General features: G+C 68.7%; 26 protein-coding genes. 19 read left to right on the top strand and 7 right to left on the bottom strand.

The features are described from left to right. Positions 1 to 51: 51 nt before the first annotated feature. Entirely contained in the window at positions 52 to 222 is a 171-nt protein-coding gene (locus FF096_RS24300) for a hypothetical protein (protein ID WP_155221887.1), read from the bottom strand. 103 nt (positions 223 to 325) lie between these two features. Continuing rightward, positions 326 to 1,432, bottom strand: coding sequence for an L-dopachrome tautomerase-related protein (locus tag FF096_RS24295; protein WP_155221886.1), 1,107 nt, complete (start codon positions 1,430 to 1,432; stop codon positions 326 to 328). Between the two features lie 211 nt (positions 1,433 to 1,643). On the opposite strand from FF096_RS24295, the gene FF096_RS24290 reads away from it, so the two are divergent. After that, entirely contained in the window at positions 1,644 to 2,213 is a 570-nt protein-coding gene (locus FF096_RS24290; RefSeq protein WP_155221885.1) for an STAS domain-containing protein, read from the top strand. Between the two features lie 73 nt (positions 2,214 to 2,286). Here FF096_RS24290 and FF096_RS24285 read toward each other — a convergent pair whose 3' ends face one another. From FF096_RS24285 to pgi, 3 genes are all read right to left on the bottom strand, one after another. Further along, on the bottom strand, positions 2,287 to 2,586 hold the full coding sequence (locus FF096_RS24285; protein ID WP_155221897.1) for a BON domain-containing protein: 300 nt from the start codon (positions 2,584 to 2,586) through the stop codon (positions 2,287 to 2,289). Between the two features lie 262 nt (positions 2,587 to 2,848). After that, positions 2,849 to 3,451 (bottom strand): MOSC domain-containing protein, encoded by a 603-nt coding sequence (locus FF096_RS24280; protein WP_155221884.1) that lies wholly within the window; start codon positions 3,449 to 3,451, stop codon positions 2,849 to 2,851. Positions 3,452 to 3,577: 126 nt separating this feature from the next. After that, entirely contained in the window at positions 3,578 to 5,212 is a 1,635-nt protein-coding gene (gene pgi, locus FF096_RS24275) for a glucose-6-phosphate isomerase (RefSeq protein WP_155221883.1), read from the bottom strand. 234 nt (positions 5,213 to 5,446) lie between these two features. On the opposite strand from pgi, the gene FF096_RS24270 reads away from it, so the two are divergent. Then, on the top strand, positions 5,447 to 6,892 hold the full coding sequence (locus FF096_RS24270) for a glucose-6-phosphate dehydrogenase (protein ID WP_155221882.1): 1,446 nt from the start codon (positions 5,447 to 5,449) through the stop codon (positions 6,890 to 6,892). A gap of 69 nt (positions 6,893 to 6,961) precedes the next feature. Here the strand turns inward: FF096_RS24270 and FF096_RS24265 are convergent, their stop codons facing one another. Beyond that, the gene (locus FF096_RS24265; protein ID WP_196222629.1) at positions 6,962 to 8,401 is read right to left on the bottom strand and encodes a cellulase family glycosylhydrolase; all 1,440 of its coding nucleotides are present in this window, start codon (positions 8,399 to 8,401) and stop codon (positions 6,962 to 6,964) included. 338 nt (positions 8,402 to 8,739) lie between these two features. On the opposite strand from FF096_RS24265, the gene FF096_RS24260 reads away from it, so the two are divergent. The 5 genes from FF096_RS24260 (at position 8,740) to FF096_RS24245 (ending at position 13,655) form a co-directional block, all read left to right on the top strand. Then, a complete protein-coding gene (locus FF096_RS24260) occupies positions 8,740 to 9,660 on the top strand; it encodes a hypothetical protein (RefSeq protein WP_155221881.1) in 921 nt (306 codons plus the stop codon). A gap of 133 nt (positions 9,661 to 9,793) precedes the next feature. Next, positions 9,794 to 10,333 (top strand): aromatic ring-opening dioxygenase LigA, encoded by a 540-nt coding sequence (locus tag FF096_RS24255; RefSeq protein ID WP_309223859.1) that lies wholly within the window; start codon positions 9,794 to 9,796, stop codon positions 10,331 to 10,333. Positions 10,334 to 10,415: 82 nt separating this feature from the next. After that, positions 10,416 to 10,589: a hypothetical protein gene (locus FF096_RS26415; RefSeq protein ID WP_309223858.1), complete on the top strand. Its 174-nt coding sequence runs from the start codon at positions 10,416 to 10,418 to the stop codon at positions 10,587 to 10,589. Between the two features lie 387 nt (positions 10,590 to 10,976). Further along, positions 10,977 to 11,582 carry a response regulator transcription factor gene (locus FF096_RS27385; protein ID WP_155221880.1) on the top strand — a complete coding sequence of 202 codons (606 nt, stop codon included), beginning with the start codon at positions 10,977 to 10,979 and terminating at the stop codon, positions 11,580 to 11,582. Between the two features lie 363 nt (positions 11,583 to 11,945). After that, positions 11,946 to 13,655 carry a fatty acyl-AMP ligase gene (locus FF096_RS24245; protein ID WP_155221879.1) on the top strand — a complete coding sequence of 570 codons (1,710 nt, stop codon included), beginning with the start codon at positions 11,946 to 11,948 and terminating at the stop codon, positions 13,653 to 13,655. A 37-nt stretch (positions 13,656 to 13,692) separates the two neighbouring features. Here the strand turns inward: FF096_RS24245 and FF096_RS24240 are convergent, their stop codons facing one another. Further along, the gene (locus FF096_RS24240; protein WP_196222628.1) at positions 13,693 to 14,631 is read right to left on the bottom strand and encodes an alpha/beta hydrolase; all 939 of its coding nucleotides are present in this window, start codon (positions 14,629 to 14,631) and stop codon (positions 13,693 to 13,695) included. A gap of 780 nt (positions 14,632 to 15,411) precedes the next feature. Here FF096_RS24240 and FF096_RS24235 point away from each other — a divergent pair. From FF096_RS24235 to FF096_RS27380, 12 genes are all read left to right on the top strand, one after another. Continuing rightward, the gene (locus tag FF096_RS24235) at positions 15,412 to 16,383 is read left to right on the top strand and encodes a hypothetical protein (protein WP_155221877.1); all 972 of its coding nucleotides are present in this window, start codon (positions 15,412 to 15,414) and stop codon (positions 16,381 to 16,383) included. Positions 16,384 to 16,427: 44 nt separating this feature from the next. Then, a complete protein-coding gene (locus tag FF096_RS24230; RefSeq protein WP_155221876.1) occupies positions 16,428 to 17,306 on the top strand; it encodes a diiron oxygenase in 879 nt (292 codons plus the stop codon). Further along, the gene (locus tag FF096_RS24225; protein ID WP_230462911.1) at positions 17,303 to 17,551 is read left to right on the top strand and encodes a phosphopantetheine-binding protein; all 249 of its coding nucleotides are present in this window, start codon (positions 17,303 to 17,305) and stop codon (positions 17,549 to 17,551) included. Before FF096_RS24230 ends, FF096_RS24225 begins: the two co-directional genes overlap by 4 nt. Continuing rightward, complete coding sequence (locus FF096_RS24220; protein ID WP_155221875.1) at positions 17,548 to 18,375, top strand: hypothetical protein; 828 nt, start codon at positions 17,548 to 17,550, stop codon at positions 18,373 to 18,375. Before FF096_RS24225 ends, FF096_RS24220 begins: the two co-directional genes overlap by 4 nt. Next, positions 18,375 to 19,334: a nitronate monooxygenase family protein gene (locus FF096_RS24215; RefSeq protein ID WP_155221874.1), complete on the top strand. Its 960-nt coding sequence runs from the start codon at positions 18,375 to 18,377 to the stop codon at positions 19,332 to 19,334. Before FF096_RS24220 ends, FF096_RS24215 begins: the two co-directional genes overlap by 1 nt. 27 nt (positions 19,335 to 19,361) lie before the next feature. Beyond that, positions 19,362 to 20,228, top strand: coding sequence for an alpha/beta fold hydrolase (locus FF096_RS24210; protein WP_155221870.1), 867 nt, complete (start codon positions 19,362 to 19,364; stop codon positions 20,226 to 20,228). Positions 20,229 to 20,330: 102 nt separating this feature from the next. Beyond that, entirely contained in the window at positions 20,331 to 20,591 is a 261-nt protein-coding gene (locus tag FF096_RS24205; protein WP_155221873.1) for an acyl carrier protein, read from the top strand. After that, entirely contained in the window at positions 20,588 to 23,269 is a 2,682-nt protein-coding gene (locus tag FF096_RS24200; protein WP_155221872.1) for an aminotransferase class III-fold pyridoxal phosphate-dependent enzyme, read from the top strand. Before FF096_RS24205 ends, FF096_RS24200 begins: the two co-directional genes overlap by 4 nt. A gap of 31 nt (positions 23,270 to 23,300) precedes the next feature. Continuing rightward, a complete protein-coding gene (locus FF096_RS24195; RefSeq protein WP_155221871.1) occupies positions 23,301 to 23,900 on the top strand; it encodes a GNAT family N-acetyltransferase in 600 nt (199 codons plus the stop codon). Between the two features lie 536 nt (positions 23,901 to 24,436). Further along, positions 24,437 to 25,303, top strand: coding sequence for an alpha/beta fold hydrolase (locus FF096_RS24190; protein ID WP_155221870.1), 867 nt, complete (start codon positions 24,437 to 24,439; stop codon positions 25,301 to 25,303). After that, positions 25,296 to 25,550 carry a phosphopantetheine-binding protein gene (locus FF096_RS24185; RefSeq protein WP_196222627.1) on the top strand — a complete coding sequence of 85 codons (255 nt, stop codon included), beginning with the start codon at positions 25,296 to 25,298 and terminating at the stop codon, positions 25,548 to 25,550. Before FF096_RS24190 ends, FF096_RS24185 begins: the two co-directional genes overlap by 8 nt. A gap of 9 nt (positions 25,551 to 25,559) precedes the next feature. Next, positions 25,560 to 26,189 (top strand): 4'-phosphopantetheinyl transferase superfamily protein, encoded by a 630-nt coding sequence (locus FF096_RS27380; RefSeq protein ID WP_155221868.1) that lies wholly within the window; start codon positions 25,560 to 25,562, stop codon positions 26,187 to 26,189. Positions 26,190 to 26,195 lie beyond the last annotated feature (6 nt).

Here is a 26,195-nt window from a genome sequence, read left to right as displayed (position 1 = left end):
GGCCCCGTCGGCCTCCTCCGGCCTGCCGCCGACCGGGGATGCGGGTGACCGCTACTGCTCGCCGTCGAGCACGTCGGTCTCACCGTCGTGGGTGTACGTCACCGGCGGGTGTTCGTCGGGCAACGGCGCCTGCGCCGGGTTGTGGTGGGGGTCGCCGTCCGGCGAGAACAGCACCGGATCGGTCTTCGCGCTCTTCTCGCGCTCTTCCTCCGGCTCGGTCACGACCCGCTCCTCACCTCGTGGGGCACCTGCCCGCGACGCTACGTGCGGGCTGCGGCGCACCGTCGCGATCGGGCGTCGTTTCCACCCGATCGGGGACCGGTGGTCACGGCCGTAGCAGCACCGGTCCGGCGTCGATGCGGGTCCGGAACAGGGCGTACGGGCGGCGGCGCAGATCCCGACCACGGTTGAACGGCGGCTGGCGGTGCACCTGGTTGGCGATCACGTAGAGGTGCCGGTTGGTGGCCACGCTCAGGGTGTCCGGCCAGAGCAGGCGGGCGTCGTGCACCACGGTCTCGAACTCCCCGTCGGGGCGCCGTCGCAGCACCGCGTTGTGCTCGTAGTTGGTGAGGTAGATCCGGCCGGCGTCGTCGGATTCCAGTCCGTCCGCGCCGCCGCCCTTGTCGCCCTCGTCGACCACCGTCGCGGCGACCTGCGCGTCGCTGAGGGCACGGTCGGCCAGGGCGTCGGTGGCTACGCTGTACCAGCGGCGGGTGGCCAGCGCGCAGTAGTACAGCCGGGCGCCGTCGGCGGAGATGGCGATGCCGTCGGCGCCGACGCCCACCGGCTGCGGAGGCCCGTCCGGGGGACGAACGAGGAACGGACGTCCCTCGACCACCGGACGGAAGTCCGCCAGCGGCGCGGCCTTGGTGGACGGGTGGTCGTTGAGTCGCCGCCACGACGTGCCGCTGGCCAGGTCGACCACGATGATGGCGTTGGGCGCGCCGTCGGCGGAGTCGGTGATGTAGGCCAGCCCGGCCTCCCCGCGACGCAGGTCGAAGCGCACGTCGTTGAGGTACGACGTGGGCAGCACCACGTCGGGCGGGAAGGTGATCACCTGGGCGACGGTGTCGGTCTTCAGGTCGACGCGGACGAGCTTCGGCCCGCCGGGTGACGTCGGACTGAACATCGGGCTGCCGGTGTCGAGTACCCAGAGCCGGTCGATCGGGTCCACCACCACGCTCTGCACGGACACGAAGGCGGAGGGGTCGTCGTCGCCAGACGGGGTGTTCCAGCGCAGGTCGGGGAAGGGGACCTCCCGTCCGCGCCGCAGCTCCACCACGGTCGCGGGCACCTGGTCACCCCACCGGGGAAAGTTGACGAAGATCCGGCCACGGTGCGAGACGGTCACCCCGGTGGGCATCGGGCCGCGGAACCGGTGCACCACTTCGAGCCTGCCGACCGGCTCGTCGGTGGGTAGTGAATGTCGCATCCTTCGACCTCCCGTCGCACACAGGGATCAACTGATCTCTCTGCGCCTATCGTCTCAAACCGGGCGACGAATCCGATGCCGTCGTCGTCGATCCGACCGCTGGAGACGGAGGGCCGATTCGTCACCCAACCGTCATGTGTCCGCGCGGTACCCGCCACCTGGCCCCGGCAGGGTGGGACCCCGACCCCTCCGACCTGGGAAGGAGCACGCCATGGCCATCGTCCTGGATGACCATCTGGTCACCTTGACCTGTGACAACTGCGGCGACACCGTTGCCGCGCCGCGGGTGCCCTCCGACGCGGAGGTGGTCTGGCCGCTGGTGTCCGAACACGGCTGGAGCGGCTCACCGCTGGCCGACGGCCCGCACCGCTGCGCGCACTGTACCCAGCTCGCCCCCGCCTCCGTGGGCGTTCCCGGCGGCATTCTCGGCATCGAGCATCTCGGTGCCGTGACCGTGGTGACCGTCGCCGGAGACGTCGACGTCGACACCGGCGACAACCTGGGCATGGCGTTGCGGCACGCGGCCGACATGGGCGGGCACGTCGTGGTGGACCTCGGTCGGACGGACCTCCTCGACTCCACCGCCCTCGGGTTGCTCGTCCGCGCGCACCGCAGCGCTGCCGAACGCGGCGCACAGCTCTGCCTGGTGTCGACCTCGCCGCTGATCCGTCAGGTGCTGCGGGTAACCCTGCTCGACGAGGTGTTTCCCATCGCGGACACCCGCGCCGACGCGCTGGCCCTCCTCCAGGGCCAGGCCCCGGGTGGGACGGCGTCCGCGTAACCGTCCGGCTCGCCGGTCTGCGTGTTCGGCCCGTCCACGAAGCCGGTGCCGGGCACCGTGGACGGGCCGAAGTTCAACGGCGGCCCCGCCGCGCTCCGGTCAGCCGGAGTGCGTTGCAGACGTCCGCCACGCCCTCGATGTCCCAGGCCAGTTCTCCGGCCGCGCGACGGGTCTCGGCGCTGGCGACCAGGCCGGTGAGGATCACGACCCGGTTCTGCACCATCACGGTGATCTGCTGCCTCCGGGTAGACCAGTCGGCGCTCAGCCGCTGGGCGACCAGCGCGGCGAGGCGGACGTCCTCGTCGTGATGCTGCGGCTCCTCCCACAAGGCGCGGAAGGAGTGGTCGTCGGGCATCGGCCAGGGCCACGGCATCACCACAGCGGTCTCCTTCGTCGTTGACGCCGGCGACCCCGACGCGCCGCCCCGATGGACCACCACCTTGCGCAACGACCTTGGAGTCGACCGCACGGTTGGATGACAGTTGCGTGACAGTCCAGCGGAGGTCACCGGCCCGTCACCGATCGACATCGGTCGGTGACGGGCTGTCTCCGGTCGTCGGTGGACGGCAACCCGGGAGCGGAGACGCTGTTCTCCCGGTGTGGCCCTGCGACGTCCGTGGACGATCCGCGCCTGGTCAGGCTGCCTCGACGTGTGGCTGGCCGGCAGGCAGCTGCCGGATGGTGTCGCCCGTCCTGATCGTCGCACCCACGATCACCCGGGCGTTGAGGCCGCGCAGCCGCATTGCCTTGCCCTCGTCGGTCCAGACGAGCTTGTGGGCGTCACGGCCGAATCGGGCGGCGAACTTGGCGCAGCCGGTATGCGGCTGGTCGGTCACCTCGATCACGGCCTGGTCGCCGATCGCCAGGCGGGTGCCGGCGGGCAAGGCGTCGACGCTCAGGTCGAGGTCGACGTAGAGCTGGTCCCCGGCGAGCGCCCAGGCGTCCCGGTCGGGCCCGGCGATCAGCTCGATGAAACGCGCGTTGATGACGTTGAGTTGCATGTCGGGGTGCGGTGACCCGTCGGCCGTCCGATCGCTGGATCGCTGACCCCAACTGTCGCCGAGCAGCCCGGCGACCGGATCCAGTTCGGCCTCCGACAGCACCTCGCGGGCGTCGACGGCCGGGCGGCGTACGGTCAGCGCCAGAGTGCCGACGCCGCGCGGCGAACGCCGTACGAGGGGCAACCCTTCCAGAATCTCGTCCATCGGGCGGTGGCGGACGGTGATGGAGTTCTCCATGGCCTGACTGTGCTCCACACGTCGACGGCGGCCAAACAGTTCTCGATACCCGAGACCGGACGCGGGCTGCGCTACGAGCGCCGTGACCGGGCGCTGCGACGTGCCCGCGTCCCCCGCGCGGGGCCGTCAGTTGCGTCGGCGTCGGCTGCGGTACCGGCCGATCAGAGCTGCGGTGGACGAGTCGAGACCGGTCACGTCAGCTCGGTCGCCGGTGAGCAACGGCGCGAGCTGGTTCGCCATCACCTTGCCCAACTCGACGCCCCACTGGTCGAACGGGTTGATGTCCCAGATCGCCCCCTCGGTGAACACGATGTGCTCGTAGAGGGCGACCAACTGGCCCAGCGTGGCCGGCGTGAGCCGGTCGGCCACGATCGAGGTGGTCGGGTGGTTGCCGGCCATCACCCGGTGCGGCACGAGGTCGGCCGGGGTGCCTTCGGCCGCGACCTGCTCCGCGGTGCGGCCGAAGGCCAGCGCCGCCGTCTGGGCGAAGAAGTTCGACATGAACAGGTCGTGCATGTCGCCGATGTCGTGGTTGGGCTCGTTGAACCCGATGAAGTCCGCCGGCACCAGCCGGGTGCCCTGGTGCAGCAGTTGGTAGAAGGCGTGTTGACCGTTGGTGCCGGGTTCCCCCCAGAAGATCTCCCCGGTGTCGTACGACACCTGACGGCCGTCGGTGCGTACCGACTTGCCGTTGCTCTCCATGGTCAGTTGCTGCAGGTAGGCGGGGAACCGGTGCAGGTACTGCGAGTAGGGCAGCACGGCGTGGGTCTGCGCGCCCAGGAAGTTGGTGTACCAGACGTTGAGCAGGCCGAGCAGCACCGGCGCGTTGTCCGCCAGCGCGGTGGTGCGGAAGTGCTCGTCCACCGCGTGGTAGCCGGCCAGCATCTCGTCGAAGCGGGTCGGCCCGATGGACAACATCACCGACAGGCCGACCGCCGAGGGCAGCGAGTACCGGCCGCCCACCCAGTCCCAGAAGCCGAACATGTTGGCCGGGTCGATGCCGAAGTCGGTGACCCGCTGGGCGTTGGTGCTGACCGCGACGAAGTGGCGGGCCACCGCGTGGGCGTCCGCGCCGAGTCCGGCCAGCAGCCAGCGCCGGGCCTGCTCGGCGTTGGCCAGGGTCTCCTGCGTGGAGAAGGTCTTCGACACCACCACGAACAGGGTGGTGGCCGGATCCAGGTCGGCGGTGGTGTCGTGGATGTCGGTGGGGTCGATGTTCGACACGAAGCGGCAGCTCAAACCGCCGTCGCGGTACGCCTTCAGTGCCTCGTACGCCATCACCGGCCCGAGGTCGGAGCCGCCGATGCCGATGTTGACCACGGTGCGGATCCGCTCGCCGGTGTGCCCACGCCACTGCCCGGAGCGCACCTTGTCGGCGAACTCGGCCATCCGCCTGCGTACGCCGTGCACGTCGGCCACCACGTCCTGGCCGTCGACGCCGAGCGTCGCGTCCGACGGCAGCCGCAGCGCGGTGTGCAGCACGGCGCGGTCCTCGGTGCCGTTGATGTGGGCACCGGTGAACATCGCGGCGATCCGATCGGTGAGGCCGACCCGCTCGGCCAGGGCGGTCAGCAGGCGTACCGTCTCGTCGGTGACCAGGTTCTTGCTGTAGTCGACGTAGAGGTCGGCCACCTCGACGGCCAACCGTCGGCCCCGGTCGTGATCGGTGGCGAACAGGTCCCGCAGGTGCGTCCCACGGATCTCGTCGGCGTGCTTGCGCAGGGCCTGCCACTCGTCGGTGCTGGTGACGTCCGCAGCCATCGGATCGATCGTCTCCTCGCAGGGGTCGGGCACGCCGTCGGCCTCGTCCCGACCGACGGTGACACCAGACTGCCATACGAAGATCGGCTCGCCGGCCCGACACCACGATCCGTGCGGGCGACGCGACGGCGACGCGATCCGACCGGAACGCGGCGGGGTGGATCGGTGCGCGAAACCCGGTGAAACCCACCGGGTCCGGCACCTGCCGATCGTCGGGCAGGGCATGGTGGTGGCATGACGACGTCGGCATCGAGCGCGCCCGCCGCTGTCCCCACGCGACCCGCCCGCAACGGCGTACGGCAGACACTGCTGGTGCTCGGCGCCACCGGTGACCTGACCGGGCGGTTGCTGCTGCCCGGCCTGGGCCGGTTGGTGGCCACCGGCGCGGTGCCCGGGTTGCGGCTGATCGGCAGCGGGATGGAGGGCTGGGACGACGAGCGTTGGCGGCGTCGGGTGGCTGACTCCTTCGCCGCCGCCGGGGAGGTGAGTCCGGCGGAGTCCGAGGTCATCCGCGACACACGCTATGTGCCGGCCGACGTCACGCGCGAGGAGGACCTGCGGTCGTTGCTGGGCTGCTGCGCCGGACCGGTGGTGATCTTCTTCGCGTTGCCACCGATGGTGACCGCCCGGGCCGCCGCCGCGCTGGCCCGTGTCGGCGTGCCGCCGGGCACCCGGCTGATGCTGGAGAAGCCCTTCGGCGTCGACCGGGTCTCGGCCCGCTCGCTGAACGAACTGCTGGTCACGATCGTACCGGAGGACCAGGTCCACCGGATCGACCACTTCCTCGGCAAGTCGACGGTGCTCAACCTGCTCGGCCTGCGCTTCGCCAACCGGATCTTCGAGCCGGTGCTCAACTCGGCGCACGTGGCCTGCGTGGACATCGTGTTCGACGAGACTCTCGGCCTGGAGGGGCGGGCGGGCTACTACGACGGCACCGGCGCGCTGGTGGACATGGTGCAGTCCCACCTGCTCCAGGTGCTGGCCCTGCTCACCATGGACCCGCCGCCGACCCTGCAGGCCCAGGAACTGCGGGGGCGCAAGGCGCAGGTGCTGCGGGCCACCCGGCTGTGGCAGGACGATCCGGCGCGGGCCAGCCGGCGGGCCCGCTACACCGCGGGCGAAGCTGCCGGGCGACGGTTGCCGAACTACACCGACGAGCCCGGCGTCGACGCCGGGCGGGGCACCGAGACCCTCGCGGAACTGGTGGTCACGGTCGACACCTGGCGCTGGGCGGGAGTGCCCTTCCGGCTCCGCTCCGGCAAGGCGGTGCACGGCGTACGCAAGGAGGCGGTGGTCACCTTCAAGCAGCCGGCCCGGGTTCCCGATGGTCTGACCGGCTACGAACGGCCCGACCGGCTGCGGATCGGCTTCGGCCCGGACCGGCTCGGTCTGGACCTCAACATCAACGCTCCCGGCAATCCCTTCGATCTGGATCAGGTGAACCTCGCGGCGAACTTCGGACCCGGCGACCTGCCCGCGTACGGCGAGGTGCTGCGCGGTGCCTTCGAGGGCGATCCGACCCTCTCGGTACGCGGCGACGTCGCCGAGGAGTGCTGGCGCATCGTGGAGCCGGTGCTGGCCTCGTGGAGGGCTGGCACGGTGCCGCTGCAGGAGTACCGGGCGGGCTCCGCCGGGCCGGCCGATTCGCTGATCGGCCCGGTGCTCGGCTGCCCACGGTGACCTCGGCCTCAGCACCAGGGCGGCCCCGGCGGTGAACCGCCGGGGCCGCGTGGTGGTGGTGCGTTCGGATCAGCTGGTCGGGAAGTTGTCCGGGGTCCGGATGCGCTCCCGCATGAAGGCGCCGGAGGCGGTCAGCACCGAGGTGCCGGTGTAGTTGCTGCCGTTGCAGGTGCCCGGCCGCAGCGCGGCGCTGCCCTCCGCCTTGTCGGAGAAGGTCCAGTTCGCATAACCGATCTTCAGCCGGTCCAGTAGGTCCAGCCACTGGGTGCTGCTGGCCAGGTCGACCCCGCCGTCACCGGTGTAGTCGACGGTGCCGAACTCGGTGACGAACAGCGGCAGTCGGGCTGCCGCCCGCTCCACCTCGGCCCGGTAGTTGTCCAGGTGCGAGGCGGCGTAGAAGTGGAAGGCGTACATGATGTTGCTGGCGTTGACCGGGTTGTCGGCGATCTCGTTGTGGTTGGCGCCCTCGGAGACGCCCAGCGAGGACCAGGCCCGGGTACCCACGATGACCACCGCGTCCGGGTCGTTGGCCCGGATCACCGGGATGACCTGCTCGGCGTAGTTCTTGATGGTCGACCAGCTGACCCCGTTGGGCTCGTTGGCGATCTCGTAGATGACGTTGTTCTTCGCGGCGTGGCGGGCGGAGACGGAGGCGAAGAAGGTCTTGGCGCGCTCCAGGTTGTACATCGGGTCACCCGGAGTGAGCAGGTGGAAGTCGATCATCGCGTACATGCCGCGCCGGGTGGCCTCCTCGACCAGGTTGTTGACCCGGTTGGTGAATCCGGCGGGGTCGGTCTCGTACCCCTGCTCCTGCACGTACATCGCGATCCGGAACAGGTCGGCGTTCCAGTCGGTGGCCAGGGCGTCCAGGGAGGCGTTGTTGTAGCAGTGGCCGAACCACTGGATGCCGTGGGTGCTCATGCCGCGCAGCTGGATCGGCCGGCCGTACTGGTTGCAGAGGTTGACGCCGCAGACGCGCAGCTGGCCGTTGATGTCCACCGGAGTCTGGCCGCCGGGCGGAGGCGTGGTCGGCGGCGGAGTGGTGGGTGGTGGCGTCGTCGGTGGGGGAGTGGTGGGCGTGGTCGAACCGGTGCAGACCGTGCCGTTGAGGGTGAACGAGCTCGGCGACGGGTTCGCGCCGGTGAAGCTGCCGTTGAAGCCGATGTTGGTGCTGGCTCCGGTGGCGAGTGAACCGTTCCAGGTCATGCTCTGCGCGGTGACGGAGCTGCCGCTCTGGCTCCAGGTGGCCGACCAGCCCTGGGTTAGCCGCTGGCCGCTGTCGGGGAAGCTGAACCCGAGGGTCCAGCCGTCGACCGCGTCGCCGAGGTTGGTGATGGTGACGCTCGCGGTGAACCCGCCGGACCAGCTGTTGGTCGTGTATGTCACGGAGCAGCCGGTCGCGGCCATCGCGTTGGTGGTGGGCAGGGCCGTCAACGCGCCGAGGGTCAACGCGCCGACAGCGCCGGTGGCGACCAGCAGGCGCCGCAGCCGGCGTGGAGGATGCTTCATGGTGGACCATCGCAATCTGGTCGTGGTGGTGGGGGTGCCGCGCTTCGGCGACGACGGACGGGGCCGGCCCGGGAGCGCTCCCACGGCAGCCTACGATGGTTCGAAACCATAACGCAATATTTCGATGCGTCGAAGGATGTGATCGACGGTGGTCCCAAAGCCGTTCCCTGGGGCGGCCGTCGGGCGGGCCGCTCCCAGCCCTCGTCGGCGGCCCCGGCGGGGGCGTGTCCGCCGCCGAGCCGTGCTCGGGGGAGCCGATGACGTCGGGACTTGCGCTGCTCACTACCCTGGCTCTGATCATCTGCCAGCGAACCTCTCGACTTTGACAAGGGCATCAGATGAGTGACAGCCACCCGCCGTACGGTGGGCAGCAGCCGGATCCGAACGCCAACCCGTGGGGCTCACCATCCGGCTCCCCGGTCGGTCCGCCTGGCTCGCCAGTCGGTCAGCCCCTTCCGCCCGGTTCCCCGGTCACCCCGAGCGGGTACCCCTCGCCGTACGGCGCAGCGGCCCCGCCGCCGCCTCCGCCGCCGCCCTACGGGGCACAGCCGCCGAAGTCCTCGAACAAGGGCCTCTGGCTCGGTCTGGGGATCGGCGCCGTCGTGATGGCGGTCCTCGTCGCCTGCGGTGGCGTGATCGGCTTCTTCGTGCTGGCCGACGACGATGAGGATCCGATCGCCGGGCCGGGGGCGGAGACCAGCGCCCCCGCGGACCCGAGCACCTCACCGGCGGCCCCTCCGCCGCCGGAGGAGCAGCCTGACAACAACAACGCTGTGACCGCTCGCAGTTCCAGCGACATGTCCGCCGTGTGCGAGGGAAGCCCGATCCTCAACGCCGCGCCCTACACCGGCGCGAAGGGCACCAAGATCTACACGTTCGCGAACTCCCCGGAGCGTCCGCAGTCCTGGCTGAGCAAGTCGGTCGGCTACGACAAGCCGTACTACGCCAAGACCGCCGAGTGGGCCTCGGTGTCCGTCGTCGGCTGCCTCACCTTCGAGGAGGGCAGCGAGGGCACCCCGCGCAAGTGCCAGTACAAGAGCAGCGACGACAAGCAGGTCACCGTCGACTACGTCTCCTCGCGCTACACGCTGACCTTCTACGCCGCCAAGACCGGCGAGAAGATCGGTGAGGGCGGTCGGATCAACGCCCCGGCAGTGCGCTGCCCGAGCTTCATCTCCTACAACAAGGAGACCATGAAGTCGTACGCCCAGCCGGACAGTGGTGCCATCGAGCTGGCACTGGACAGGTTCACGTCCTGATCCACGGGCACCGGGGCGGCGGGGTGGCATCGACCTCCCCGCCGCCCCGCCCGTATCCACCGGAGGCCACCGCCCACCCCTGGTATGTCGCCGCCAGATGCAGGCACCACTCGATACGTCGATACTGATGATCGTGCACACTGGGGCTGCCCGCACCGCCGGTGCGGGCAGCGACGACGAAGGGGATGCCATGGCGAAGACGGTCGAGGCAGGCGCGGACAAGTCGACGACACCCGGCGGTGTTGTCCGGGCGCTGTCCGTGCTGGTGATCGCGGCGGGGCTGATCATGCTGGTGGCCGGTGGCGCGACGTGGCTGACGGTGCAGCGACAGCTCGCCGACGAGCGGATCACCGTCTCCGAGGACGCGAAGTGGTTCGCCGGAGAGAGGATCGACGGCCCGCTCACCGCGTACGCCGAGGCTGAGGTCATCGAGCGGCACGCGCTGGAGGCCAGCGGTGGCCGGACGTACGCCGAGCTCGACCGTGAGGACCCGACGCGGCAGGTCGTGATGACCGGGTCGTTCCTGCGGGCCTCCCTGTTCACCTCGGTGGTGTCCTTCGGGGTCGCAGCCCTGGCCATGGGGCTCGGACTGCTGCTCGCCGTCATCGGTTACGTGCTGCTGGTCGTCGCCCGCCGGCTGGCGGTGTTGACGCCGCCCGCGACGACGAACTGACACGTCGACGCGTCCCGGTCGTGGTGGGCTGCTCCGTCGGCTCCACCACGGCCGGTCGGCTGACGACGCGAACGTCCGCAGGTTGTTCTTCACCACCCCCGCCTACGAGGGGCTTCCGCTGGTCATGGTGCGGCTGGCGGCGGTCACCGTCGAGCGTCTCGCCGAACTGGTCACCGACGCGTGGCGAATGCGGGCGCCGCAGGACCTCCTCGCCGGCCTCGACGACGAGCTGGCCGGCCGGGCCGTCGGTCCGTGACCTGGCCTCCGCTCCACACGTCCTCTCGTACGGGTGCATCGGTCTCACATCCGACATATGCGGGATCGGCGCTATCGCCGCGTCGGCGCTTCTGACGCACACCCCGAGGTGTCGCGAGAGCCTGTCGGCCTCTTGTCACATCGGGCTGAAATGTCGCGATCTTCCCGCGTCTGTCGCAGCTCCGGATAGTTGGTCGGCTATCGCTAATTTGACACTGTCACGGTTGTCGCAATCTTGCATCGGCGAATGTCCACAGTGGTAGCGAAAGGTGTCTAGCCTGCTGTCGGATATCGACCTTCAGATTTTCGTACGCGTGTGACATTATGACGTCGAGGGTGCGCGCCGGGCCCCCAACGGCGCGGTCGGGGAACCGTCTGGAGGGAATACGTGGCAATCGACGTACTGGTGTCCGACGTTCTGCATCTGTCCCGTTTTGCGCTCACTGCACTACTGGCGCAGGAGGAGGAGTTCCGCGTCGTCGGTTCGACAGCAAACTATTTGGATACGGTGGAGTTCGCCGAGCTGCACCGACCCGACGTCGTGATCATCAGCTTCCAGCGGGAGGAGAGCGACGCGGTCGCGTTCGCCGAGAAGGTGGCCAGCATCCCGGGTTGCCGGAGCATGTTGCTCGCGACCTCGTTCACCCGGCCGGTCGTGCGGCGGGCGTTCGCCGGAGACATCGCCGGCCTGGTGCAGCGCGACGTCCCGCCGCGCCAGTTCTTCGATGCCATCCGCCGTGTCCACCTGGGGGAACGCGTCTTCGACGCAGAGCTGACGGTGGCTGCACTGGGCAACGGGGACTGTCCACTGACACCGCGCGAACTGTCCGTGCTCACGTACGTCTACCAGGGGGACACGGTCGGCGAGATCGCCACCAGGTTGCGGCTGTCCGACGGCACCGTGCGCAACTATCTGTCGTCGGTGGTCACCAAGCTCAAGGCCCGCAATCGGATCGACGCGTTGCGGATCGCCCGGGAGTCGCACTGGATCTGACCGTTTCGCGAGGTGTGGTTGGAGCTGGGGCTACTAGGCGCACCTCGCGTCCGTTTCTTTGCAGAACCTTTCCCCTTGGTAAACGTTGGCTTTATTCTTCGAGTGGGGCTGTTTGGGTGACCTGAGATCACACGTGTGCGTTCCTAATGCCGCAGGTATGTGAATCTCATTAGTGCGACGATTCGGTGGATGCCGCACTTCGCCGATGCTAACCTGCGGATCTCGGCGATTCTTCAGCTCGCTGACAGTCCGTGTTGTTGCCGTACCAAAACTTTTCGTTGCTTGTTGAGTTCCTGAGGCACCGCGAGGAGTCATCGGTGGTGCTGGTGAGTCGTGCGCACGGCAGGGAGAGGAAACCGGGCAATGATGGATTCGTCGCGTACCGCCAATGCCGTCACAGCGATTCGTGAGCACGTCCGGTCGGCGCCGGAGCGCACCGCACTGATCGTCGTCGACGACGTGGCGGCCGACCAGCGCTGGTCGTTCGCCCAGGTGGACGCCGCGGCACGGCGGGTTGGGGCGTGGCTCGCGGCCCATGGCCGGGTAGGCGACCGGGTGCTGTTGCTGTATCCCACCGGGTTCGAGTTCGTCGCGGCGCTCGTGGGCTGCCTCTACGCCGGGATGGTCGCGGTGCCGGCACCCCTGCCGGGCTATCCGCACGAGCGATCGCGGGCACGGCGTATCGCGGAGAACGCCGGAGTCTCGGCGGTGCTGACCGACACGGCCGAGGCGGGGCACGTCGCGGAGTGGATGCGCTCGACCGGGCTGGCCGACCTGCCGCTGATGACCACCGACGGCGACGCCGCCGAGGACGCGGAGTCGTGGTCGCCGATCGAGCCGGAACACGACACACCGGCGATCCTCCAGTACACCTCGGGCGCGATCGACGAGCCCAGAGGAGTGCTGGTCAGCCACGGCGATCTCCTGCACAACGTGGAGACGCAGCGTCGTGCGTACGAGCTGAGCGCCGGGACCAGACTCGGCGGCTGGGTGCCGCTGCACCACGCCATGGGTCTGTTCGGCCACCTGCTGCCCGCCCTGCTGGTGGGCGGCGGCTGCGTGCTGATGCATCCCGCCGCCTTCATCCGGCGTCCGTACCTCTGGCTGCGCCTGATCGACGAGTACGACGTCCACGCCTCCGCAGCTCCGGACTTCGCCTTCGCGATGTGCCAGGCCAGGGTGACCGACGAGGAACTGGCCGAGCTGGACCTGTCCCGCTGGCGAGTCGGGGTCAGCGCAGGGGAGCGGGTACACATCGAGACGCTGGAGGCGTTCGCCAAGCGGTTCGCCCCGGCCGGCCTCCGCGACGACGTCGTGTGCCCCAGCTACGGCCTGACGGAGGCGACCCTGGTCGTGTCCACCGACCCGTTCCGCCGGGCGGTGGTGACCAGGGTGGACGAGCACGGTCTGGAGCGGCACCGGTTCATTCCCTCCACCGTGGGCCAGGCGGTGGTCAGCTGCGGCAGGCCACGCGACGTCGAGGTGCTGATCGCCGATCCGGGCACCGGGGAGGCGCTGCCCGCCGGGTCCATCGGCGAGATCTGGGTACGCGGCCCCAGCGTGTGCCGGGGCTACTGGGGTGACGAGGCCACGACCGACCCGGCGGTGTCGGGTGACGGCTACGTGCGTACGGGGGATCTCGGCACCCTGCACGGGGGTGAGCTGTACGTGACCGGGCGGGTGGCCGAGTTGCTCGTCGTGGACGGGCGCTGCCTCTATCCGCAGGAGATCGAGCGGGCGCTGCGGGCCCAGATCCGTGGTCTGGGCATCATCAGCGCGATCTTCACGGTCCCGAGCGAAGGATCCGCGTCGGGCGACGCCCTGGTCGTCGTCTCCGAGGTCAACGGACGGCCGTCCGAGGACCGACTTCGGCACCTGGCGGACGAGATCAACCGCACCCTTGACCGTGAGTTCGGCCTCCGCGCCGACGGGACGTTCCTGCTGCGTCGCGGCGGTGTCGTGCGGGCCACGAGCGGAAAGGTGAAGCGGCCGGCGATGCGCCGTCGGTTCCTCGACGGCGACCTGGTCGCGGTCTACAGCGACGGTGAGCCGCTGGTGGTCACGGCGTCGTGAGCCGCGCCGGGCGGACCCGGCGCGCACCGACGGACGACTATGCGGGGGGCTGTCGGGTGGATGTGAGGAGTGCGTCGAGCTCCCGGATGACCTGCTGCGCGTTGGTGGCCGCCGCGGGCACGATGTCCTGGATCAGGAAGGCACCGTGCACGAGTCCCGGCCCCGGCACGTGACGAACCGGCACGCCACCGGTGTGCAGCTTCTCCACCAGCAGTTCACCCTCGCGCTGGAGTGGGTCGTACTCGGCGGTGGCGACCACCGTCGGCGGTAGACCGGTCAGGTCCGCGTGCAGCAGGTCGACGGCCGGGTCGTTCCGGTGTTCGGGATCGGGCAGGTACTGCGCGTAACACCAGGCCAGATCGTCGATCGACAGCAGGTACCCGTCGGTGTGCGGACCGGCCGCGGCGATCCGCAGGGTCGGGTCGACCGGCGGATACATCAGCAGCAGCGCGGTGATCCGCGGGTCGCCGTCGGCGCGGGCGTCGAGTGCGACGCCGAGCGCGAGGTGGGCGCCGGCACTGTCGCCGGCGAGGACGTGGTGGTGTTCGGGGTACATCCGGCTCGTCCACCGGGCGGCCGCGATGGCGTCGTGCAGCGGCGTGGGGTACGGGAACTCCGGCGCCCGGCGATAGTCGATCGAGACGACGACCGCGCCCAGCGACGCCGCGAGCACGCGGCAGGCCAGGTCGTGGGTGTCGAGGTCGCCGGTCACCCAGCCGCCGCCGTGCAGGTAGGTGACCACCCGGTCGGTGTGGTCCTGCGGGGTGTACACCCTGGACCGGATGGACGTGTTGTCCGAGCTGTCGATCTTCTCGTCGACGACGGTCACCGTCGCGTCGTCCTGGCGTCGGGGGCGCAGGGCGCTCGCCCGGTAGCGCTCGCGGGCCTGCTCGATCGACATCGCGCGGAGCGGCGTCGGCGCACCGTCGGCGTGCTGCCAGGCGATGAGTCTCCGGAGTATCCGATCCAACGGCATGGTGGCCCCTTCAATGGCTTGGTCGGGCGACTGCGGCCCGCCGATCCGCGCCCTGTCACACGACATCTCGTCCACGCGTCGGGCGTCCGTTGTGCGGCACCATACGATACCGACGCCCGCTCGGAATATGACCGTGAGGAACGCACGCCCGGATGCGTGCGCGGGCTGTTGCCGTAGTGCCGACCACAGTTCCGTGGAAAGTCGACTTCCCGACGTGGCCTCGACAGTTACCCAGTCGTCGATCCGCGCGTGCAAGGTGCAGATCGAATATGCGTCGGGGGATCTCGGCGGTTGCGGCGATCTGTGGGGGCGTCGGAGAAAGTCGTTACCGGACCGCGCTGGGCTGTCACTGCCTTTCATTCGGCCGCAATGCGCCTATCGCATTGTGTGACGTAACCCACAACGGTTGCGTTCGATCGGATGTACGACACTGCGGTCAACCGTCCTGAGCTGCTAAAACTCCGCTCACAAGCTATCGTGCCGGCCCCTCGCGGGAGCGCTTTCCGGGTGCGGTGGCGAAGCGATCTCCCGGCCCGGTGGATGAATCGTCGTAATCGTGCGATGCGTGGAAAGCGCATAGCTGGATATGCGAAATTAATGGATTGCGGGGCGTCTGGCAGGTGGTAGCGTGCGTTGGTGTTCCACAGGGTCAGGCAGGGCCCGGCGGAATGTAGCGAACCATGCTAATAGCCCGTTTCCGGGCGTTTCGTATTCCTGTGCGGTCGTGACCGGTGGTGACGCGGGTCGCCGACCCGGTTGAATCTGCCTGGGGGAGAGACCGTGCCACAGCAACAAGTAAGTGCGTGCCAGCCGTGGGAAAAGGTCGCCGAGGCGATCACATTCGTTCCCGACCAGTATTCCCACAAGACCCAGCCGGAGTCCGTGGCGCGGGAGATGCTGCACTGCGACGCGGCTGACGTGGACCGGCTGGTCGACGCCGGCCTGCCGCATGAGGACCGTGACGGCGTCCGGTACTTCGACCCGAACGATCTGTACAACCTCGGCATGTACTCGCAGCGGTCGAATACGCAGCCCGAGCTGGCGTTCCGAATGCTGTTCCGGTTCGCCGGACGGCCGCTCGACGACCTGCTGCGGCCGAAGACCTGGAGCTTCCGGGTCCGACTGGAGTGCCACGAGTGCGCGGGGGTGGCGCCGTGGCGGCTGGAGGGGCCCGACGTGGTCCGGTACGGCGGTCACCTTGAGGAGATCACGCCGCTCGCGCCGAGTGAGGGGTCGGCCGAGTACGTCGCGACCGTCACCAACACCGGTGCCCGGACCCCTCTGGTCTCGCCGACCTTGCGGACGCTGACCCGCGACTACCTGAACGCGGGCTACCGCTGGCACATGATTCCGGTACCGATGCAGGCCGACTACCCGCTCGTACACGAGCTGGGGGTGACCAGTTGCATCGCGGCGAGCCTGCTGCTGGCGGAGCGCTTCCGGGCCGCGGGATACCGGGCCGAGGCGAAGCGGGGCTGGTTCACCGGGGTGCTCGGCGGCGCGCTCGACCTACCGCACGCGTGCGTCGAGGTGACCGACGACGACGGGCTGACCAAGACGGTCGACATCGCCAAGGCGCAGTTGGCGGCGCGCCTGTCGGCCGACACCGAGCAGTTCCAGGAGCTGTGTCTCGGGTCGCTCTACAACAAGGTCATCCCGTCCACCGCCTCCGGCAACGCGTCCTTCGGACGCCACGAATGCGGTTCGCCGCAGCCAGCGCTGGTGCGTGCCGACATCCGGTCGGCGCGGTGAACAACCTGACCTCTTGAACCACCTATCGGGGAGGACGACAGACAATGGCGGTACGAGAGATCGAGCCGATCGAGCTGGAGCTGGACCGGCTCGAGCACATGGCCGAGTCGGGGTACTACAACCCGTACACGTTGTTCGACTGGCCGGACGCCATCGAGCCCGATAAGCCGTGGATGAGCGAGAGCCTGACCACTCTCGCGGGTACGGAGATGTGGGACGAGCTCACCCGAGAGCAGCAGATCGCGCTGACCAAGTACGAGGCGATCAACTTCTTCAGCCTCAACATCCACGGCATCCGCGAGCTGATGAGCGAAGTCGTGATGCGCATCCACGAGCGGACCTACGCGAACGTCTCGGAGTTCCTGCACCACTTCATCGGTGAGGAAAACGAGCACATGTGGTTCTTCGCGCAGTTCTGCCTGCGCTACGGGGGCAAGCTCTACCCGGCCCAGCCGACGCTGCAGGCCGACTCGGTGGAACACCTGTCGCCGGTCGCCCGCGAGCTGGTGGTCTTCGCCCGCATCCTCATCTTCGAGGAGATCGTCGACCACTACAACGCGTACATGGCCACCGACGAGTCGCTGCCGCACATCGCCCGCGAGATCAACCGGGTGCACCACCAGGACGAGAGCAGGCACGTCGCGTTCGGACGGATGATCTTCACCAACCTGCTCGGCCAGGTGGCCAAGCGTGACCCGGCCGAGGTGCCGCTGGTCGCCGAGTACCTGGAGAACTACCTGCGGTACAGCATCGCCACCCTCTACAACCCCGCGGCCTACCGCGACGCCGGCATCCCGGACGCGTTGGCCCTGCGGCGTCGTGCTCTGGAGCACCCGGCCCGGCACGCCGCGCACGAGCGGATCCTCAAGCGGACGCGCACCTTCCTGACGAAGTCCGGCGTGGGCAGGGAACTGGTCAAGTGACAACCGATGCGATGCAGGCGGTCCGGAACTTCATCCTGGAGCGCAACCCCAAGCTCGAACAGCTGGACGACGACCTCGACCTGATCGACAGCCGGGCGATCAACTCGCTGGCCTTCGTCGAGTTCATCTTCCTGCTGGAGGAGCTGACCGGCGAGTCGATCGACCCCGAGGAACTCGACCTCGACGACTTCCGCACCCTCAACGCGATCGGGGCGCGGTTCCTGAAGCAGAAGGCGGCGTCATGACCACCGTTACCGACAATGGCCTGAGGGTTCTCAACGGCGACCAGCTGCGGTTGCTGCGGGCGGTCGACGCGGTGTTCCGGCGCCTGGCGGACGGCTGGGGGGCCGAGGAGTTCCGGTTCCCGTTCCTGCTGCGCACTCGGGACCTGGACACCTTCGACTACTACGACAACTTCCCGCACCTCGGGCTGGCGGCTGCCCGGCTCGACCCGGAGCGGGTGGGCACGCTGCTGGCGACGTCGTCTCGTCCGGTGGAGCAGGTGCCGGCCGACGTGATGCGGCCCGCGGAGTTCGCCCTGCCCTCGGCCGCGTGCTACGCGATCTACCTCGACCTGGCCGGCTCGGTGCTGCCCGACGAGGGCGTCGTGCGGACCACCCTGGGCACCTGTTTCCGCAACGAGGAGCACTACGACGGCCTACAGCGGCTGCTCGGCTTCTCCATGCGGGAGATCGTCTTCATCGGTCAGGAAGAGGGGGCCAAGCAGCACCTCGGCCGGGCCAAGGACGCGGTCTTGGCGCTCTGCGCCGAAGTGGGGCTGGAGGTCAAGGTCGAGGTCGCCACGGACCCGTTCTTCGACAAGAACAGCGGCAAGGCCAAGATGCAGCGGCTGTTCCCGGTCAAGGAGGAGTTCGTCGTCGACGGCCTGGCCATCGGCTCGGTCAACTACCACCGGAACTTCTTCGGCGAGCGGTGCGAGATCCAGGCCGGTGGCGACACCGCCCACACCAGTTGCCTGGCGTTCGGTGTCGAGCGGTGGGTGCACACGCTGACGGCGCGTTTCGGTGGCGTCGAGGCCGCGGTGTCCGCAGTGGAGAGCCTGGGCTGATGCGATCGAGCGTGGCGACGGTGCTCGGCATCGACGTGGCCCTGCTCCAGTCGGGCATGGGCGGCGTCGCCGGCACGGAGCTGGCGTGCGCGGTCTCCGAGGCGGGCGCCGCCGGCTGCGTGGGCGGCTACAAACTCATCGGCGAGCCGCTGTCGGCGGTGTTGACCCGGTTGGCCTCGGGAACGTCGCGTCCGGTCGGCGTGAACCTCATCCCCGAGGTGGTCGGGCCCGACGATCTCGCCCGCCAGGTGGAGCAGGTGCTCGCCGAGACGCCGCCGCACGTCTACGTGTCGCTGTTCGGCATGCCTGAGGAGGCGGTGTTCGAGCAGGTCACTGCCGCCGGCCGGGCTCTGGTGGTGCAGGTCGGCACCGTCGAGGACGGGGTGCTGGCGGCGCAGCGGGGCGCGGTGGTGGTGGCGCAGGGCATCGAGGCGGGTGGGCACCTGCTCGGTGTGTCGCGTCGGGACGAGTTGGTCGCCCAGCTGCGTGACCGGCTGCCCGAGGCCTGCGTCGTCGCGGCGGGTGGCATCGGGTCGCCTGCCGACGCGGCGCGGGCGGTGGCCGCCGGAGCCGACGGAGTGCTGCTGGGGACGGCCTTCGTCGTGGCCCGGGAGTCCTGGGCGCATCCCCACTTCAAGGCGGCGGTCTGCGCGGCTGACGGGGACGACACGGTGATCACCGACGTCTACGAGATCGGGTGGCCTGGTCGGCGGCACCGGGTGCTGGCCACGCCGGTGACCGAGAACCCGGGGCAACCGAAGCGGTTCATCGGCCGGACCTCGGTGGAGGACCGGTCATATCTGGTGCCTCGTTTCAGTGCCGCGGTGCCTACTGTGGCGACCACCGGCCGGATCGAGGAAATGGCAATGTACTGCGGTCTGTCCTGCGGCTCTCTCACCGACCAGCCGTCGGCTGCCGACGTCGTCGCCGGATTCGCCGCAGTCCTTCCTGCTGCTTGAGCGTCGACATGGGATGAGGGGGATGTGGTGTCTGCTGGTGAGGTTCTTGAGCGTCTTGAGTTGGAGTATCGCGAGGATGCGGTGCGGGCTCGGGTGCGTGATGGTGTTGAGTTGTATTACGAGTCGACCGGTTCTGGTCCGGTTGTGTTGACGCTGAACAATTTTTTTATGACGACTCCGGCGTGGCGGGTGGTCACGGATGAGTTGTCGGTGGCTCATCGTGTGGTGAGTTATGACCTGCGGGGTCATGGTCGGTCGTCGCATCCGGAGACGTATCCGTCGTGGGATGATCACGCGGATGACGTGGTCGGGTTGTTGGATGCGTTGGAGATCGATAAGGCGTATTTGTTGTCGACGTCGATTTCGACGGTGTTGGCTCGTGATGTGGCGTTGAAGTATCCGGATCGGGTCAAGGGCATCGTGTTGGCGGGTCCGGCGCTTGGTCCTCGGGGTATGCGTCGGCATCGTCTGGTGCAGCGGGCGTGGTTGTTGACGTTGGAGCATCACGGTATGGCGGCGTTGTATGCGCATCTGTATCCGGAGGTGTTCGGTGCGGAGATGATCGAGGAGTTGGGTACTCCGGGTTTCCTTGGGTTGCGGGAGAGCTTTTTGGCTTTGTCGACCAAGGAGGATCTGACCAATGGTTTGAAGTTGGCGTTGACTGGTGAGTCGAGTCCGGATCTGTTGGCTCGGGTTCAGGCGCCGACGTTGGTGGTCATTGGTGATGATGATGTGTTGTTGAGTCCGTCGGGGGCGCAGGAGTTGGCGGCGAAGTTCCCTGATGGTCGTTGCGAGATCATGCCGGGGGCGGGGCATTTGCCGTTCCTGGATGACGCGTCGGGTTTCCAGGCGTTGGTGGCGAAGTTCGTCGACGAGGTCGAGGCGAATGCCTGACCAGGTAACGGTCAGGAAAACCGGAACGAGTTGTTCTCGGCCAACCAGACGGCTGCCAAGGCGCTGGCCGGGACGGCACGTTGCGTGAGGAGGGGGAGCGCAATGGATCGCGAAGTTCTGGATGTGGTTGACGAGTTGTTCCGTCGCCGGTTGCAGGTGGCGGAGTTGGATCCGGACACGCCGCTGGTGGATTACGGCCTGGACTCGGTGCGCTCGATCGACCTGATCGTGGAGATGGAGTCCCTGTTCGACGTGCAGGTGTCCGACGGGCAGGCGGCGTCGATGCGGACCCTGCGCGACGTGGTGGAACAGGTGACCGCGTCGATGCGGATGCGGGTCGGGAACGAGGTCGGCGCGACATGAGCGCCGAGCTTGATTTCGGTCGCTACGCCCGACCCGAACTGGGTCGCCTCTTCCAGGCCCTCAACCTGGACGTGGCGTACCGCCGTGGGCGCGGCGACCATCTCACACCGGAGCCGGCAACGGATGCCGAAGCCGCCGACCAGGTGCTCGACCTGGTCGGCGGTGCCGGCTCGTCCCTGTTCGGGCACAACCATCCGGCGCTGGTGGCGGTCGCCCGACAGTGCCTCGACGAGCAGCTTCCCTTCAACGCCCAGGCCAGTATCCGCCCGGGGGCGGCCGCGCTGGCCGCGAAGCTGTCGACGCTGGTGCGGGCCACCACCGGGGTGGACTACGTCGTGACGCTCGGGTCCACCGGTGCGGAGGCGGTCGAGGCTGCGGTGAAGCACGCCGTGGTCGAACGGCGTCGTCGGCTGGGCGCGCTGCGCGAGGAACTCGATCGCTCCCTGCGCCGGTTGCACCGCGACGGCCTGGCCGACACCGCCTGCGCGACCGGGCCGGCTGCCGGACGGCACTGCGGCGAGGTGATCACCGAGGCGATCGAGAAGGTCACCGAAGCCCTGGCGGCCGAGCCCGTCCTGGTCTCGCTGCGCAACGCCTTCCACGGCAAGACCACCGCTGCGGGAACCCTGACGCACGGCTCCAACGTGCCCGAGGACCTGCACGTTCCCGGCCCGAAGCGGGTCCGACTGACCGACTGGACGCCCGAGGCGGTGGTGGCGGCGCTCGACGACCGTCTGGTCGAGATCTGCACCGTCACCGTGGACGCCGACGCGGTGCCGCACTCCGCGGCCCGTCACCTGTCACCGGTCGCCGCCTGTTTCGTCGAGCCCGTCCAGGGTGAGGCCGGGGTGCGCGAGGTCCCGACCGAGACCCTGGCGGCCCTGCGCGCGTTGGCCGACCGGCACGACACGGTGCTGGTGTTCGACGAGATCCAGTGCGGCATGGGCCGCACCGGCACGTTCCTGGCGTCCGAGCCGTCCGGAGTGGTCGCCGACTACTATCTGCTGTCGAAGTCGCTCGGCGGTGGCCTGGCCAAGATCTCGGCGATGATGGTGGCGGCTGACCGCTATGTCGCCGACTTCGGACGCCACCACACGTCCACCTTCGCCGAAGACGACTTCTCCGCGCTGATCGCCACGGCCGCACTGGACCTGTACGAGAGTCACCGGGACCGGATCGCCGTGGTCGGTGCGGAACTGCGTGACCAACTGGTCAAGGTGGCCGAACGGTGGCCGGAGGCGATCGCGGAGGTGCGCGGCCGGGGACTCCTCCTCGGGGTGGAGTTCCGGGTGCCCCAGCCGGAGTCGGCCCTGCTGCGCGCCGTGTTCGACGCCGAGTCGCTCGGCTTCCTGATCGCGGGTCGGTTGCTGCACGCACACCGGGTCCGGGTCATGCCCACCCTGTCCGCGCCCACGACCGTACGCGTACAACCGTCCGCCCTGATCGACACCGCGGACATCGAGCGGGCCGCCGCCGCCTTCGACGACGTGGCCGGCCTGATCGCCAAGGGCGACTACGCGACGTTGCTGGCGCACCTGGCCGTGCCGCCGACCGGAGCCTGGCGGCCACGTCAGCACGTGCCGGCGCCGCCTCGCCGTCGGCGGGTCGAGCACGACGGTGACGTCCCGCGTGTGGTGTTCCTCGCCAACCTCGACAACGCCTCCACGGTGCGTTCGCTGGCCCCGGAGCTGGCGGAGTGGTCGGACGGCCGGTGCGCGGCGGCCCTGGACCGGATGCGCGGCGAGCTGAGCCCGTTCGAGGTCGTCCGACACCGGATCGCCTCGGAGACCGGACGGGTGGCCGACCTGAGTGTGGTGGCGGTGCCGTTCACCGCCGCCCAGGCGGTCGACGCGATGCGGGCCGGGCAACGGCCCTGGTTGTCCCAGACGGTGCTGGACGCGGTGGAACTGGGCGTCGAACTCGGTGGCGACGTCGTCGGTCTGGGCGGCTACACCTCGATCGTGACCGGTGCCGGACGGGATGTGGTCGAGCACGAGATACGGATCACCTCCGGCAACTCGCTCACCGCGGCCTGCGCCTACGACCTGCTTCAGCGTCACCTGGCCAGCAGTGGTTCCGGTACACGTCGGGTCGGTCTGGTCGGCGGCATCGGCAACATCGGCGCGGTGATGGCCGACCTGGTCGCCCCGCACTGTGAGTCGCTCGTCCTCGTCGGCCGGCCCGGCTCCGGGCGCCGACTCGCCACGGTCGCGAAACGGGTGGCCCACCTGACCGACGTCTCGGTCGCCGAGGACCTCGAGGCGCTGCGTGACTGCCCGATCGTGGTCAGCGCCACCAACGCGGCCGACCCGGTCATCCTGCCCACCCACCTCTCGGCGGACCGGGAGGTGCTCGTCTGCGATCTCGCGGTGCCGGGTGACGCCCACCCGGCGGTGGCGGGCCTGCCGAACGTCACCCTCGTCTCCGGTGGTCGAATCCGGCTCCCGGGTGGACAGACGCCACACTTCCCGGGCATCACCCTGCCACCGGGGGTCGTCTACTCGTGTCTGGCGGAGACGATCCTGCTGGGTCTCGAACCGGAGATGGCCAGTCCGTCCTACGGCGGCCTGTCCGTCGCCGGGGTGTTGTCCGCTCTGGAACTGGCCCGTCGACACGGGTTCCACCCCACTCGCATCACCACGGCGGACGTTTCGACGAACCCGTGGGTGGCGAGCTAGCACCCCACCTACCCGACCCGGAGGTTCATATATGAGCGATGTCACCGTACGGCGAATCACACCGGCTGAGATGGCCGAAGCGAGCCGGATCGTCGGGCTCGCGTTCGCCCTCAACCCGAGCAACCTGGCCATCGCCGGCGGTAACCAGGACAAGGCTGCCCGGATCATGGAGAACGCGGCCCTGACCCTCAAGCTCAGCAACAGCGCCAGCCACGTGCTCGTCGCCGAGCGGGAGGGCCGGCTCGCCGGGGTGCTCAAGGCCGCGCAGTGGCCGCACTGCCAGATGACGGTCGGCGAGAAGATCAAGTCGATCCCGTCGCAGGTCCGCACGATGGGCCTCGGTCTGCCGCGTGCCCTGAAGGTGATCGGCGGGCGGGCCAAGCACGAGCCGAAGAAGCCGCACTGGCACATCGGACCGATCGCCGTCCACCCGGAGCAGCAGGGGTACGGGATCGGATCGGCGCTGCTCGCGGCATTCCTCGACGATGTCGATCAGCAGCGGGTGCCGGCCTTTCTCCAGGCGGACGTCGACCGCAACGTCGTGCTCTACGAGCGGTTCGGCTTCCGGGTGGTCTCCCAGGAGGCGATCCTCGGCATCAACACCAGCTTCATGTGGCGGGACGCGCGTTAGGTCGTCGCCTCGTGCCGGGGACCGGCTGAGTGCCACCGGCTGGGGTGGTGCCGGACCTGTGGGCCGCCGGGAGCACAACGTTCCCGGCGGTCCACAGGTCCTTCATGTATGCCTGAGGCGGATTTGTCGCAGCGCAGTGGGATCCGACCGATTCGCGCAGCCGCTTATCCGACATGGCATGGACAAATCCAATGATTGAAGTGCACCGGGAGGGTCTCTGTAATTAGGACGAACCATCCTCTTCGTGCGCCGCGTGTGAAGCGCACAGGGTGGTATGCAGAATTAACGGATTGCAGTACGTCGATCAAGTGATAGCGTGCGGAAGTGTCCCGCCGGCTTTAGGGCAAGAGTGGAGTACGCGCGATGCTACGAGATCGGCACGGCTTTTGCGGTAGAAGGCGGCGTCATTGAAGGCGGCGCCCGGGTGGGGGGCTCTGCCGGTTGAGGTGGTGCCCATTCGTCGGGGGTGCCGTCGGGACGTGATGCAGTCACCCGAATGCGCGCTCGGCGCGCAGGTGTGAATAAAGGGGGATGTGGTGTCTGCTGGTGAGGTTCTTGAGCGTCTTGAGTTGGAGTATCGCGAGGATGCGGTGCGGGCTCGGGTGCGTGATGGTGTTGAGTTGTATTACGAGTCGACCGGTTCTGGTCCGGTTGTGTTGACGCTGAACAATTTTTTTATGACGACTCCGGCGTGGCGGGTGGTCACGGATGAGTTGTCGGTGGCTCATCGTGTGGTGAGTTATGACCTGCGGGGTCATGGTCGGTCGTCGCATCCGGAGACGTATCCGTCGTGGGATGATCACGCGGATGACGTGGTCGGGTTGTTGGATGCGTTGGAGATCGATAAGGCGTATTTGTTGTCGACGTCGATTTCGACGGTGTTGGCTCGTGATGTGGCGTTGAAGTATCCGGATCGGGTCAAGGGCATCGTGTTGGCGGGTCCGGCGCTTGGTCCTCGGGGTATGCGTCGGCATCGTCTGGTGCAGCGGGCGTGGTTGTTGACGTTGGAGCATCACGGTATGGCGGCGTTGTATGCGCATCTGTATCCGGAGGTGTTCGGTGCGGAGATGATCGAGGAGTTGGGTACTCCGGGTTTCCTTGGGTTGCGGGAGAGCTTTTTGGCTTTGTCGACCAAGGAGGATCTGACCAATGGTTTGAAGTTGGCGTTGACTGGTGAGTCGAGTCCGGATCTGTTGGCTCGGGTTCAGGCGCCGACGTTGGTGGTCATTGGTGATGATGATGTGTTGTTGAGTCCGTCGGGGGCGCAGGAGTTGGCGGCGAAGTTCCCTGATGGTCGTTGCGAGATCATGCCGGGGGCGGGGCATTTGCCGTTCCTGGATGACGCGTCGGGTTTCCAGGCGTTGGTGGCGAAGTTCGTCGACGAGGTCGAGGCGAATGCCTGACCAGGTAACCCAGACCCGGCAGCGCATCCGTGAGCTGCTGGTCGAGATGCACGGCCCGGACAGCTTCGTGCGGAACGTATCCGACACGGTGTCGCTGCGTCAGCAGGGACTGTCCTCGGCGGCCCTGGTCAGCCTGCTGGTGCGGATGGAGGACGCGTTCGGCTTCGAGTGGGACGACGACATCCAACCGGAGGTGCTGCGCTCGATCAGCTCGCTCGCCGACCACGTCGTGGCGCTGCGCGTGTGAGGTGACTCGGTGACCGCCGTACTCGGGACCCCCACCGCCGTCACGCCGGAGGCGTCCATTCGGTGGTGCCCGGTGCCGCCGCCGTACGGGCCGCGTGAGCAGTCCGAGGCCGGTCGTCAGGCCGCGGCGGCGGCACTGGCCGCAGCGGGATCGGCGGTGCGGGCCGTCCCGCGCGCCACCGGCGGCAGGCCGGACTTCCCGCGTGGGTACCCGGGGTCGATCGCCCACACCGACCGGATGGCGGTCGCGGCGGTGGTCCCCGGTGCGGCCGGGGTCGGCGTCGACATCGAGGATGCGGCGGTCACCGAGCGCATGGCCAGGTTTGTTCTCAACGATCGGGAGCGACGCACCCTGCTGGCGCCGGCCGGCCGGCACAGTCCGGTCGAGCTGTTCTCGGCCAAGGAGGCGGCGTTCAAGGCGTTGGCCGGGACGGTGGTCGCGGACGGCCTGCTGTTCTGGCGGATCGGGTTGGTCCGGTCCGACGCCGGGCTGGTCGCCTCGTTCGGCGGTCTGTCGATGCCGGTATGGGTGTGCTCCGAGGCTGGTTCCTCGTTCGCCTTGGCGGTGCGGCGGTACGGCACCGAGGAGCCCGAGGGGAACGGGCGGTCCACCGCAGACGGCGGGTCGGGTGAGCAGTGACATCGC

The sequence above is a fragment of the Micromonospora sp. CP22 genome (genome assembly GCF_009712475.1).
Lineage (GTDB): Bacteria > Actinomycetota > Actinomycetes > Mycobacteriales > Micromonosporaceae > Micromonospora.
Note: the sequence above shows the minus strand (reverse complement) of the source record. Positions and strands in the feature narration are given on the sequence as shown.

Excerpts from the sequence above, each read along its gene's own strand:
- FF096_RS24230 (WP_155221876.1), top strand. The coding sequence starts at position 16,428 with ATGGCGGTACGAGAGATCGAGCCGATCGAGCTGGAGCTGGACCGGCTC.
- FF096_RS24260 (WP_155221881.1), top strand. The coding sequence starts at position 8,740 with ATGAGTGACAGCCACCCGCCGTACGGTGGGCAGCAGCCGGATCCGAAC.
- FF096_RS24185 (WP_196222627.1), top strand. The coding sequence starts at position 25,296 with ATGCCTGACCAGGTAACCCAGACCCGGCAGCGCATCCGTGAGCTGCTG.
- FF096_RS24265 (WP_196222629.1), bottom strand. The coding sequence starts at position 8,401 with ATGAAGCATCCTCCACGCCGGCTGCGGCGCCTGCTGGTCGCCACCGGC.
- FF096_RS24220 (WP_155221875.1), top strand. The coding sequence starts at position 17,548 with ATGACCACCGTTACCGACAATGGCCTGAGGGTTCTCAACGGCGACCAG.
- FF096_RS24295 (WP_155221886.1), bottom strand. The coding sequence starts at position 1,432 with ATGCGACATTCACTACCCACCGACGAGCCGGTCGGCAGGCTCGAAGTG.
- FF096_RS24200 (WP_155221872.1), top strand. The coding sequence starts at position 20,588 with ATGAGCGCCGAGCTTGATTTCGGTCGCTACGCCCGACCCGAACTGGGT.
- pgi (WP_155221883.1), bottom strand. The coding sequence starts at position 5,212 with ATGGCTGCGGACGTCACCAGCACCGACGAGTGGCAGGCCCTGCGCAAG.
- FF096_RS24205 (WP_155221873.1), top strand. The coding sequence starts at position 20,331 with ATGGATCGCGAAGTTCTGGATGTGGTTGACGAGTTGTTCCGTCGCCGG.
- FF096_RS24270 (WP_155221882.1), top strand. The coding sequence starts at position 5,447 with ATGACGACGTCGGCATCGAGCGCGCCCGCCGCTGTCCCCACGCGACCC.
- FF096_RS24290 (WP_155221885.1), top strand. The coding sequence starts at position 1,644 with ATGGCCATCGTCCTGGATGACCATCTGGTCACCTTGACCTGTGACAAC.
- FF096_RS24215 (WP_155221874.1), top strand. The coding sequence starts at position 18,375 with ATGCGATCGAGCGTGGCGACGGTGCTCGGCATCGACGTGGCCCTGCTC.
- FF096_RS24280 (WP_155221884.1), bottom strand. The coding sequence starts at position 3,451 with ATGGAGAACTCCATCACCGTCCGCCACCGCCCGATGGACGAGATTCTG.
- FF096_RS24285 (WP_155221897.1), bottom strand. The coding sequence starts at position 2,586 with ATGCCGTGGCCCTGGCCGATGCCCGACGACCACTCCTTCCGCGCCTTG.
- FF096_RS24195 (WP_155221871.1), top strand. The coding sequence starts at position 23,301 with ATGAGCGATGTCACCGTACGGCGAATCACACCGGCTGAGATGGCCGAA.
- FF096_RS24240 (WP_196222628.1), bottom strand. The coding sequence starts at position 14,631 with ATGCCGTTGGATCGGATACTCCGGAGACTCATCGCCTGGCAGCACGCC.
- FF096_RS24245 (WP_155221879.1), top strand. The coding sequence starts at position 11,946 with ATGATGGATTCGTCGCGTACCGCCAATGCCGTCACAGCGATTCGTGAG.